The organism is Aerococcus sp. 150760013-2, assembly GCF_053627715.1.
In genome coordinates this window covers 15525-28465 of the sequence record NZ_JBSEYI010000014.1, presented here as the reverse complement: position 1 = coordinate 28465, position 12941 = coordinate 15525, and the positions used below count along the sequence as shown (strand labels likewise).

Annotated in this window: 8 protein-coding genes; all 8 read right to left on the bottom strand. The window is 39.1% G+C overall.

The features are described from left to right. Complete coding sequence (locus ACUW85_RS08180) at positions 1-1464, bottom strand: DUF4097 family beta strand repeat-containing protein (RefSeq protein ID WP_149314803.1); 1464 nt, start codon at positions 1462-1464, stop codon at positions 1-3. A gap of 111 nt (positions 1465-1575) precedes the next feature. Further along, positions 1576-4749 carry an AAA family ATPase gene (locus ACUW85_RS08175; RefSeq protein WP_149314802.1) on the bottom strand — a complete coding sequence of 1058 codons (3174 nt, stop codon included), beginning with the start codon at positions 4747-4749 and terminating at the stop codon, positions 1576-1578. Further along, entirely contained in the window at positions 4749-5903 is a 1155-nt protein-coding gene (locus ACUW85_RS08170) for an exonuclease SbcCD subunit D (RefSeq protein ID WP_149314801.1), read from the bottom strand. The genes ACUW85_RS08175 and ACUW85_RS08170 overlap by 1 nt, the downstream gene beginning before the upstream one ends. 104 nt (positions 5904-6007) lie before the next feature. After that, on the bottom strand, positions 6008-8827 hold the full coding sequence (gene uvrA, locus ACUW85_RS08165) for an excinuclease ABC subunit UvrA (RefSeq protein ID WP_149255968.1): 2820 nt from the start codon (positions 8825-8827) through the stop codon (positions 6008-6010). Between the two features lie 331 nt (positions 8828-9158). Then, positions 9159-9926 carry a phosphate ABC transporter ATP-binding protein PstB gene (gene pstB / locus ACUW85_RS08160; RefSeq protein ID WP_059134045.1) on the bottom strand — a complete coding sequence of 256 codons (768 nt, stop codon included), beginning with the start codon at positions 9924-9926 and terminating at the stop codon, positions 9159-9161. A 32-nt stretch (positions 9927-9958) separates the two neighbouring features. Then, positions 9959-10774 (bottom strand): phosphate ABC transporter permease PstA, encoded by an 816-nt coding sequence (gene pstA / locus ACUW85_RS08155; RefSeq protein ID WP_149314800.1) that lies wholly within the window; start codon positions 10772-10774, stop codon positions 9959-9961. Next, on the bottom strand, positions 10774-11649 hold the full coding sequence (gene pstC / locus ACUW85_RS08150) for a phosphate ABC transporter permease subunit PstC (protein ID WP_016897965.1): 876 nt from the start codon (positions 11647-11649) through the stop codon (positions 10774-10776). The genes pstA and pstC overlap by 1 nt, the downstream gene beginning before the upstream one ends. Before the next feature lie 212 nt (positions 11650-11861). Beyond that, positions 11862-12764: a substrate-binding domain-containing protein gene (locus ACUW85_RS08145; RefSeq protein ID WP_016897966.1), complete on the bottom strand. Its 903-nt coding sequence runs from the start codon at positions 12762-12764 to the stop codon at positions 11862-11864. Positions 12765-12941 lie beyond the last annotated feature (177 nt).

Here is a 12941-nt window from a genome sequence, read left to right as displayed (position 1 = left end):
TTAAATCTCTCCACTACGCATATCAGCATCATCTTTCACGCGAATATTACCACGCATTGTCTTCAAGTTCACTCGATAAGCCTTTTCTCCAGCTACATCATAGTAAAATGCTTTTTGTTTGTTAAATTGATCGTTGACTTGTGATTGACTCTTAATCAAATCTGATCGGAACATAATTTCACCTTGGTTGGTGTGGGCTACCCCATCAACCGCTGTACCTGCTGGCATATTCAATTTAATATCGCCATTTTTTGTTTCTACTTGGGCACGAACTAAAGGTTTTGCGTCCATTGTAATCACGATGTCCCCGTTTAAGGTTTCCATCAATACATTTTCTACGTGACCTTTCAATCGTTGGCTACCATTCAATGATTTCACCACTAAATCCAAGGCTTCCACATCGTTTAAGGTTAATTGACCATTTTTCGTATCCACTTCAATCATTGAAGCTGTAAAGTTTTCGATATTAATCGCGCCGTCAACTGTTTGAATATAGATATCATTCGTATCCATATCTTCAACCGTTACAGGGCCAGAAATTGTTCTCGCTTTAATAAAGTCTAAGCGGTCTTTTGGCACTTGTACCACAATATCTGTCTTGATAAAACGAGAAATCATATTCAAGCTTAAGGCCCCGTCAACAAATTCTAGGTTTGCTCTTTTTTCAAAGGCAGTTTGCGCATCTTCCTCCTCGAAATCGCCGTATAACTTACCAACGACTGTTAATTTCGTAGTTGGTTGGTCCCAAGATGTTAACTCAATTTGACCAGCCGCAATTTGAATATCCACCATTGATAATGGTTCAGTGTATTCATAGGTCGCTTCAAAATCATGGGTAATCAATTTAGGAATTGGAATTGATCCGCTACCTTTTTCAAATTTAACAGTTTTTGATACCCTATCTTGCACTTGGTCTAAAACTGACCGTGTTTTAGTGAAGAAGTCGCCAACGATATTTTTGTAGTCGTAAGCATTTGCTTGAGTTTCTTCTTCAATCGGTTGGCTTTCGTCAACTTTTGAATCTACTTGTGCCGTCGCTTTTGATGGTCTTGGATTTTCCGCATCGATTTGAATAATATCTTCTTTCAATTGGTGGATTTGCTCCGTCAATTGGTTGATTTCTTCAGTCAAACGGTCAATTTCAATATGAGTCACTTCAGATTTTTCTTCTTGGTTAACCAAATTTTGACGCTCAGTTAACTTGCTTGCGAGTGACGCTTCCAAGTCTTTTTGAATAGCCACTTTTTGTGTACGCCCAGTAATATCATCTTGATTTACCGCTTGGTCATTTTCCCAATCAGCATAAAAGTCATCTAAGATATCTTTTTCTTCCTCAACTTGCGTTTGTGTTGTAGGGTTTGATTCAGCTTGCTTCGCTCTATTTTCTAATAAGATAATCGCTTCTTCGTTTGTTAAAATGCCTTCTTTAACTAAGTTTAAAATACGTTCTTTATGATTCGTCATTGTGACAACCTCCTAGTTGTTTAGCTTTCCTTTGTTATCTATATTTTGCCAACTTTGGAGGTAAATGTCATAGGTCTATGGACCTAATTTCACAATTGTTTGATTTTAGCCCTATTGAACCCCTGTAAAAAAGGCTTTGGACCCGTCGTTGCTGGCAGACACTTGTAAGTGGACTGGAATTTGTTGTTTCAATTCAGCCACGTGAGAAATAATCCCAACAATACGGCCGCTCGCTTGTTGCAAATCAGTCAAGGTTTCAATCGCTTGTTGCAAGGATTCCTGGTCTAAGGTACCAAAACCTTCGTCAATAAAGAGCGTGCCAATTTCAATACCACCGGCATCATTTTGAATCACGTCAGACAGACCAAGGGCCAAGGCTAAGGAAGCTTTAAAGCCTTCTCCACCAGATAGAGATTGGACCGACCGCTTCCCACCAGCTTGGTAGTCAAAGACAGCTAGGTCAAGTCCTTTAGCCCCTGCACCAGACTGTCCTTCGACAATCCGTCTAAATTCATACCGCATTTGAGTCATGGCCATCAATCGTTCATTAGCATATTGGAGAATTTCATCAAAGTACAAACCTAAAATATAGCGTTCAAAGGAAATATAGCCAAAAGCCTTCTCTTTCCCATTGGCTACCTTGTTTAAGAGCGATAGTTCCCCGAAATGACGCCCTTTTTCTTGGTAGGATGCGAAACTATCCTTAAATAGGTAAATAGCATGGTCTAATTGGGCTTTGATTGAAATCACCTGATCTTTTCTAGCTTTAAATTCAGCTAATTTAATCCGTTCTTGGGCAATTTCCGCTTGGTAAGTCTCGGCATTTTTATCTAAGCCAGCTGTTTCAATTTCTTTTTGATTTGTTGCTTTGTTTTCATTAAAGGCATAAACCTCATTATCAAAACGTTGAATTTCACTTTCAATAGCTGCCCAATTCTTTTGACTTTGATGGATTTGACAGATGTCTTCCTGACTTTCTTGACGGTCGGCCATCACGTTATCCAAAGCAGTTTGATCAGCTTGTAATTCTACTAGCCCTTGCTTGATTTGATCTTTATATCCTGCAATCTGTGTGGTTAGCTGAGCAACTTCTTGCTGGTGCTTATCTAATTGAGTCTTCAACTCTTGGTCTTTAGTTGTAATTTCCGCTAAGGTCTTGTTTTTTGCCTCGTATTCAGCTGTGACAGCAGCTTTTGAATTGCCAACTAATTGATCTTTTAATTGGTCGATTTCTTTCCGCAATTCTTCAACAGCGCTTTGGTTAGACGCTGTTTGCCCTTTAAGAGTTGACGCCTCGATTTGCATATTATTCAAAGTCGCCTTCGCTTCATCCACTTGCTTAGTCGAGTCATTTAATTGTTTGTCCAAATCTTGCTTGGTCTGGCATAACTTATCTAAATGAGACTTGCTTTGTTGAATGTCTTCAGCTTCCTTATCTAGATGAGCCCGCCATACTTCAAGTTTTTCATGATTACTTGTCGCATCCGTCGCTATGCCTTCAATATCTTGGTTAGCAATTATTCGGTCAAACGTCCCCTGAATGGCAGATAGACGCTCTATTTTACTTGAATAAGATTGGAAAGCTGTTTGCGCAGCCTCCACCCCTGCCTCAACCATTTCTTTTGTCACTGCATCCTCTTGCACAGCAGCTGGTGCTGGATGGTGAATAGATCCACAAACTAAACAAGGTTGACCTTCAACTAATTGACTGGCTAATTCTCCTGCCAGATTTTGGCTATAAGCCAATTCCAAACGATTTCGTCCGTCTACTTTTGCTTGATAGACTCTCTGGTCAGCTTCTACTTGAACAGTAAGGTCTGCAATCTGTTGGTTGGTTTTCACCATGTCCTCATAATTTTTTTCCAACAAATTATATTGATAGATTTTTTGATCAACTAGGACTTGTTGTTGGTTGAGATCCACTACTTGTTCTAACTCTGCTTGCAGTTTTTTCAGAGATGCTTGCCCAGCTTTGACCGCTTTTTCCTGGTCTTGAATCTGACTGGTTAATTTTGTCGCTTGTTCAGCCAAACTTTGGCCGTAAGTTACTTGCTTGTTGAGACTACCTTCTTGTATTAAATAGTTATCCCATTTATTTTCTTGGATAGCCAAGTCTTGCAATTCTGCTCGCAAGCTATCTACTTGTTGAATCTGGTCTTGCCAGTCAGCTTGCTCTGCTTTGACAGTTTGCAAACGACCCTTCGCTTCCTGTAATAAGCCCGTTTTCTCATTCACCAGGTTTTGTAATTGCCCCTGTTTATGCGCTTGTTTTTGAATTTGTTGGATTAACTGGTAAGCGCTTTGTGTTTCACGGTACTGTTGCAAAGACTTTCGTTCACTAGTAATGGTCGCTTCACGTTCTTTGATGGAAGCTTCTTGGTGATGCAATTTATCCTGTTTAGCTAAAAGCTTAATAAAGCCTTCTAGCCGTTGAATAGTAGTCTCAAAACCAGTGATTTGTTGACTTAAATCGGCATTCTTTTTGTCCAAGTCAACTACTTTAGTGCCAGCCCATTCAGAAAGATTTTGATAATCTTCTTGGTCTACCCAATTTTGAACCCGGTCTTTTTCTGTCAAGCTCTTGTCAGCCGTATCGACCTCTTCATCAACATTTTCCGCGATTGCTATCGCTTCATTATCTACAAACGTCACAAATGATTGGCTATGTTGGTCTACCTGTTTCTTCAAGGCGCCCACTTCCTGGTTAGCTTGCTTAAACCGTTCTGCAATGGCTTGTTGGAACCGGTCTAAATAATCAGTATGGAATATGGTCCGTAAAATGGCTTCCTTTTCGCCCGAGCTAGCTTCCAAGAGTTTTTTAAACTCTCCTTGTGGCAACATGACAATTTGTCTAAATTGATCTGCTGACAAACCAAGAACTTCAACTAACTTACTATCCACTTCTTGCGTTTTATTTAGTGAAAAATCTTCCCCTTCTAAGGTTACCTCGGCATTTTGCTCTCGAATTAAGCCCCTTTTAGTCGGCCGTTTTTGCTTGGGAATCCGTTCCACCGTATAGGTTTTCCCGTGAATCATAAAGGTTAACCGTACATAAGCAACACTTTCATCTTCAGCTAACTGCGACTTCAATTCATTAATATCACGCGATGAACCAGAAGTCTTTCCGTATAAGGCGTAAACAATGGCATCAAAAATGGTCGTTTTACCAGCACCAGTGGACCCTGAAATCAAGAATAAGTTCTGATCACCTAAGTCTGTAAAGTCTAGGCTCGTTTTTTCTTTATAAGGGCCAAAAGCCTGCAATTCAAGTTTAATAGGTCTCACTATGCCTTATCCTCCTTTAAGGTTGATTGGAAAATATCACGGACAATTTCCGCTTGGAAGGCTGATAATTCTTGGTCCGTATTATTTTGATAAAACTGAGCAAACTGGTCCCATACAGGTGTTGCTTGCACTTCGTGACGTTTGGATTTCAAGTCTTGTCGCTGTCTATTTTCTAAAGCTACATACTCTAAGCTCATGGCATTTGGGTACCGTTTCTTCAAGCGATTCATGGCTTCATGCTGAGCATAGGCGTCCGTTAGTTCAAAGAAAATATAGTCATCTGATTGCCCTTGTAACAAATCTTCAAATTGACCGCGCATAATCCGCATATCCTTATTAGGCTTTAATTCATGCTTCACAACTTCAATGGTGTCCGCCTTTTTATCCAAGTCGATCTCTAAAAAGGCCTTATGATGATGAACTTCTGACTTAGAAAACTTCAAGGGCGAACCTGAATAGCGAATTCGCGGACTACCTACTTGTTGCGGTCCGTGTAAATGACCAAGCGCCACATAATCAAAACCATCAAAGATGGTATGGGGTACATATTCACTGGTACCAATGGACAAGGGACGTTCTGAATCGGATTTTTCTAAGTCTTCCCCTGCCCCTTCAATGGCCCCAGCAGTTACATAACCATGGTAAAGGATGATATTGACCCGACTAGGATCCCATTTGTCTTTAATTCGCGCTACCTGTACCTTAGTGGCATCCTCAATACTATGGATAGTTTCTTCAGGATATAGACGTTTAATTGTTAGATGATCGCTAAATGGTAATAGATACACATCTGCGTCACCAACTTCAACCTTTCGAATCTCGGTACTAGGGACACCAGCCATGTGTAAGCCTTGTCCTGACAGTAAACCTGCAGCATAACCTACTCGTTCACCTGAATCATGGTTTCCAGCGATAATACAAATGGGACAAGCTAGTTCTTGTGACATTTTCGTTAGCGTTTCATTGACTAACTGAACCGTTTCACCACTAGGTAAAGTCCGGTCATATAAATCGCCTACCATAATCACCAAATCAGGCTTTAAAGCGACAGTTTGTGCTAGCCAGTCGCTTAATATGGTACGTTGGTCTTCTATTAGAGAGTGGTTATTGACCACTTTTCCAATATGCCAATCCGCTGTATGTACAATTTTCACTACTATCCCACTTCCTTCTCATAATCTTTCATTTTAAAGAAAAAACACTATGTTTCAAGATGAATGTAATATTTATCGTCAACATAGTGTTTTTCTATTTTATTCTATTTTTTCAACAATGGTTTTAAGTATTTACCTGTGTATGAGCCTTTCACTTTAGCAACCTCTTCAGGGGTACCAGAAGCTACGATTTTACCACCTTGAGCACCACCTTCCGGGCCAATATCCACGATATAGTCTGCAGTTTTAATCACATCTAAATTGTGCTCAATCACGACAATGGTGTTACCAGCATCTACTAAACGTTGTAAAACACCAATTAATCGCTTGATATCTTCTGTATGTAGACCAGTAGTTGGTTCATCTAAAACATATAAGGTGTTACCAGTTGCTACACGTTGTAACTCAGAGGCCAATTTCATCCGTTGGGCTTCCCCACCTGATAGGGTTGGCGCTGGTTGACCTAATGTGACATAACCAAGACCTACATCCATAATTGCTTGTAATTTACGACGAATTTTTGGCACTGCCGCAAAGAATTCTAAAGCTTCTTCAATACGCATGTCTAAAACTTCTGCAATATTTTTACCTTTATATTTTACCTGTAAGGTTTCTGAATTATAACGGGTTCCATGACACACTTCACAAGGTACATATACATCAGGTAGGAAATGCATTTCAACTTTTAAAATACCATCACCTTTACATGCTTCACAACGGCCACCTTTAACATTAAATGAGAAACGCCCTTTTCCATAACCACGTAGTTTAGCCTCATTGGTTTGTGCAAAAAGATCACGAATATCATCAAACACAGATGTGTATGTTGCCGGGTTAGAGCGTGGCGTACGCCCGATTGGACTTTGGTCAATATCAATAACCTTATCTAATGATTCATAGCCAGAAATTTCATCTACTTTACCATGAGGCATCTTTGCTCTATTTAGTTCACGTATCAGATACTTTTTCATGACCTCATTAACTAATGAGGATTTACCTGATCCAGAAACACCTGAAATCACATTTAGGCGGCCAATTGGAATATCCACATCAACATTTTTCAAGTTGTTTTCACTAGCGCCCTTAATATGAATAGCCCCTCTATCCTCTTTACGTCTTTTTTCTGGCAAATCAATTTTACGGGCACCTTTTAGGTATTGCCCTGTGATAGAGTCTTTATTATTTGCCACTTCATCTGGTGTACCTGCAGCCACAATTTCGCCACCATATTCACCAGCACCAGGTCCCATGTCAATTAGATAATCTGCTTCACGCATGGTTTCTTCATCATGTTCAACGACAATCAAGGTGTTACCTAAATCACGCATACGTTTCAATGATTTAATCAGACGGTCATTGTCTCTTTGGTGTAATCCAATCGAAGGTTCATCCAAGACATACATGATTCCAGAAAGGTTTGATCCAATTTGAGTAGCTAGACGAATACGTTGCGCTTCCCCACCTGATAAAGTACCTGCAGATCGGTCTAAAGTTAGGTAGTTTAAGCCCACTTCTTCTAGGAAGTTTAACCGTGAGGCAATTTCACGCATGATCGGTTGAGCAATCGTCGTATTTTGTTCAGATAAATCTAACCCCTCGAAAAATTCAATGGTATCCACAATCGCTTTATGGGTTACTTCAGCAATATCTTGACCACCAATTTTTACTGACAAGGCTTGACGATTTAAACGTTTACCATGACATACAGGACATTCTAATTCGGTCATATATTGACCCATAGCTTCTCGCATAGCCTTAGATTGACTAGATTGGTAACGACGACGGACATTTGGAATAACCCCTTCAAATACCCGCATTTTATCTTGAACAGATCCGAATTCATTTTGATAATAGAAATGGAATTCTTCTTCGCCAGACCCATATAAAATCAGGTCTTGTTGTTCTTGTGTAAGTTCTTTAAAAGGTACATCCATTGGCACCTCAAAGGCAGTAGCTGCTTGTTCCAACATGGTTGGGTAGAAAGCAGAACCTTTTGAATCCCAAGGTACGATAGCCCCTTCTTTTAATGTTTTATTTTTATCTGGCACAATTAAATTAGGATCAGCTTCAATTTTTGAACCTAAACCAGTACACTCCTCACATGCTCCATAAGGCGCATTAAATGAGAATAGACGGGGTTCTAATTCACCTACTGTAAATCCACAGTGGGGGCATGAATAATGCTCTGAAAAGAGAATTTCGTCACCATCAATCAAATCACAGACTGCATAGCCATCAGCTAATCTAAGAGCCGCTTCTAAAGAGTCAGCTAAACGCCCTCTAATATCTTCTTTAATCACTAAACGGTCTATCACAATATCAATTTGATGTTTTTTATTCTTATCTAATTCAGGTACATCATCGATGTCATAGATTTCGCCATCAATACGCACACGGACATATCCTTGTTTACGGATACCGTCGATGATTTTTTTATGTTGACCTTTTTTACCATAAACAACTGGAGATAGAATTTGCACTTTAGTCCGTTCAGGCAAACTTAAAATCCGGTCTAACATTTGGTCTAAAGATTCACTCGTAATTTCTGTCCCATCATTTGGGCAGATTGGTTGGCCAACCCGAGCATATAATAAACGAAGATAATCGTTCACCTCAGTAATCGTTCCTACTGTTGAACGTGGGTTTCTTGAGGTAGTCTTCTGGTCGATTGAGATAGCTGGACTTAACCCTTCAATAGAATCTACATCTGGTTTCTCTGTATTACCCAAGAATTGACGTGCAAAGGCCGATAAACTTTCTACATAACGTCTTTGTCCTTCTGCATATAAGGTATCGAAGGCTAAAGTACTTTTCCCAGATCCTGATAAACCAGTTACAACGACCATTTGATCGCGGGGAATATCAATATCAATATTTTTTAGATTATGGGAACGAGCGCCCCTTACTTTAATTAAATCTCTCAATCATGCCACTCCTTATTGTTATACCTCATTACTAAACCTCGTTTAAAGTTCAGCAATCAATGATTATACCTTATCACTTATATCTATTCATCTATTATGACATAGTTCGCATTTGTTGCGAATAATTTGTCTCAAATACTCTTCTATTTTAACACAAACGTATGTTCGTTGCATAATATTCACCTTAGTACATCAGCAAAAATATTCTGTTTGTACCGAACCAATCCTCACCGAAAAGCCCCTACCCTCCACTAGCTACCTGATTTGCGCATAAAGAAAAACCACCGACAAATGCCAGTGGCTTGAAAAGGTTATTGGTTTGGAATATGGATTAACCAAAACGTCCAGCAACATAATCTGCTGTTTGTGTATTGGTTGGGTTGTTAAAGATTTGGTCTGTTTCACCAAATTCAATAATGTGAGATCTACCTGGACCAGTTTCTGGGTCTGCGTAGAAGAATCCTGTGTAGTCAGAAACACGCGCAGCCTGTTGCATGTTATGGGTAACAATTGCGATGGTGTAGTCGTCACGTAATTGTTGTACTAACTCTTCAACTTTTAGCGTTGAAATTGGGTCTAATGCTGAAGTTGGCTCATCCATTAATAATACGTCAGGTTTAACTGCTAAGGCACGCGCGATACAAACACGTTGTTGTTGCCCCCCAGAAATAGCCATACCGTTTTTGTTTAAGTCATCTTTTACCTCATCCCAGATTGCAGCACCGCGTAATGAAGTTTCAACAATTTCATCTAATTCATTCTTGTCACGGATACCATGAGTGCGCGGTCCGTAAGCAACATTGTCATAGATTGACATTGGGAATGGGTTTGGTTGTTGGAAAACCATACCAACATTTTTACGTAACGTATTTAAGTTCATGTCACGGTCAAAGATACTTTTACCGTCTAATGTAATTTTACCTTCAATACGACAACCTTCAACAAGGTCATTCATACGATTTAATGTTTTTAAGAAAGTAGATTTACCTGATCCAGAAGGACCAATTAATGCTGTTACTTGTTTTTCATAAATTGGCATGTTAATACCTTCTAAGGCTTTAAAGTTACCATAGTAAAGGTCCATGTTTTCTGCTTGCATTTTAATTTTAAGATTGTTGTTTTCAACCATGATTAATTTTGTCCTCCTTTTGTAAATCGTTGTGATAACCATGTAGATAAGCCGTTGATTACTAATACAACTAATAATAGTATTACACCAGTAGCATTCGCTTGATCACGGTGCAAACCTTCACTTGATAATACATACATATGGAGAGCCAATGTACGACCAGAAGAGAAGATTGAATTAGGTAGTGATGTTGATGTACCTAATGTATACATCAAGGCTGCTGTCTCACCAACGATACGTCCGATAGCAAGGATGATACCTGACAAGATACCTGGCATAGCGATTGGCAATACGATTCTAAAGATAGTACGTAATTTACCCGCACCTAAACCGAAACTTGCTTGACGTAAATTGTCTTTAACTGACATTAAGGCTTCTTCAGTATTACGGATAATCAATGGTAATACCATAATTGCTGAAGTAAGAATACCTGAAATTAATGAATATTGGAATCCTGCTGCAGATACAAAGGCTAGCATACCGAATAAACCAAATACGATAGACGGCACACCTGTTAAGGTATCAGTCGCAATACGGATACCTTCAACCCATTTGTTATTTTTACCAGCATACTCTACTAGGTAGAAACCAGCAAATACACCAAATGGAATAGCAAGAAGTAATGAGCCCCCAATTACGTAGATTGTTGTGATAATTGAAGGCATCATTGAAACGTTATCTGTTGAGTACTTCCATGAGAATAAGTCAGCTGTTAAGTGAGGGACACCTGAAACTAATACGTAACCGATGATCCATACTAAGGCAGCAAATGTAACTGCTGCAAAGAAATATGTAAATCCACGTAGTACTTTAGACATTAGTTATTTACCCCCGTTCTCTTAACATACGCGAAGATACCATTGATAATCAAAATAATAACAAATAACACCGCACCTGTTGCAATTAAGGCGCTTTGGTGGGTACCAGTTGCATAAGCCATCTCTAAGATGATATTAGCAGTCATTGTACGTGCACCTTGGAATAAGCCTCGTGGGAAAATTGCTTGGTTCCCTGCAACCATGATAACTGCCATTGTTTCACCAACAGCTCGACCAATACCTAAGATGATAGAAGAAAAGATCCCTGATCTAGCAGCCGGCATCATGATAACATAAGAAGTTCTATCATGATCAGCTCCTAATCCAACTGACGCATTATAGTAAGTTTTTGGTACAGCACGTAACGAAGACTCAGACATGGTAATAATAGTAGGTAAAATCATAATTGCTAAAACAATACCCGCTGTCATGATACTCATACCATTTGATGCAATTCCTAAAGATCTTGAAAAAGTTCGAATTCCTGGAACCAATACTTGTAAACCGAAATAACCAAATACAATAGAAGGAATACCAGACATTAAGTTCATCGCTGGTTTCAAAACTTTATGTAATTTGGGAGGGCAATAAAATGCCATAAACATCGCAGTAAATACACCTGTTGGTACGCCCAACACGAATGCGATTAAGGTTACGTATAGTGAACCTATTAACATTGGTGCTAACCCAAAAATTTCTTGAGATGGTTGCCATTTGCTACCAAATAAGAATTGACCAAAGCCATAATCAGCCATAAAAGGTAATCCTCTTGCAAATATAAAGTAACAAATTGCTAACAAGGCAAGAATTGAAGTGAAAGCAGCTAACATGAAAACGTACTTCATTACTGTTTCCAACATATTATTTTGTTTCATATGTTCTCCTTATTAAATTCAAATTCACTATAAAAATGTGTCCAAGGGAAATTATAACGTATCTATCCGGTTTTAAAAACCCATAAATTCACAATTGGTTATTCGACCTCTGAATAATTTAATATACCCTCAAAATATAAAAGGAGTTGCTACTATATAGGAGTAGCAACTCTAATAAGATAAACCCTTAGTTGTTACTTAACTAGTCAGAATTATTGAGCAGTGCCTTCCCAGTCAGTAGTTTCGCCAGTAAAAATACTTGCGACTGTAGCTAAGCTTAAGTCAGAAACGCCATTCTCAGGGTTAACGATTACCGCAACACCATCAACAGCAATTGCTTCTGCAGTTACATCAGTTTCATCGTCCGCTAATGCACGAGAAGCCATACCCAAGTCTGCAGTTCCATCAGTAGCAGCCTTAACGCCTGCAGATGAACCATTAGAGGTAATATTAATTTGAACACCTGAGTTTAATTCTTCATAAGCTTCCGCTAATTTTTCCATTACTGGAGAAACTGAAGTAGAACCAACAATGGTGATAGATCCTGATTGAGAGCCGTCACCTGCATAAGCTTCCGCATCAGCTTTAGCTTGTACAAAACCTTCATCTAAGACGATTGCTTGCCCTTCTTCAGAGAAAATGAAATCGTGGAAGTCAGCTACTACACCTTCTAATTCGCCTTGATATACGATGTTAAATGGACGAGAAATGGCGTAATCACCTGATGCAACGTTTTCTTCTGTAGCTTCAACACCATCAACAGAAACAGCAGTGACTGTATCGTTTAATGAACCTAAAGAAATATATCCGATTGCATTTGGATCATCAGCAACAGCAGTAATTACTTGGTCTGTACCATTCATGATGGTAGCTGCAGCAGTAGTGTTATCAATATCATCAGCCATAACACCTGTAGCCTCTACAAAGGCATCACGCGTTCCAGAACCTTCTTCACGAGAAATTACTGAAATAGGACCAGTAATTGCTGCCGCTTCTGTTGTCGAATCAGAACTAGTATCCGTTGAGTCATTACTAGAGTCACTGTTTCCACATGCAGCTAAAGCAGCTGAAGCACCTAACGCTAAAACTAATTTTGAAAGCTTGCTAAAAGTCATTTATACTTTCCACCTTTTCTTTTTCTTAATCCATATAACCATATTCCAAACGATTACAAGGTTATTATATAAGATGATTGTAAATATCTAAGTGGATAAAATGTAAATTACCGCCAGTTATGTAAATATATTGTAAAGTTTGTGTAAATTTCATTGGTAAATTCTCATTTATCTTCC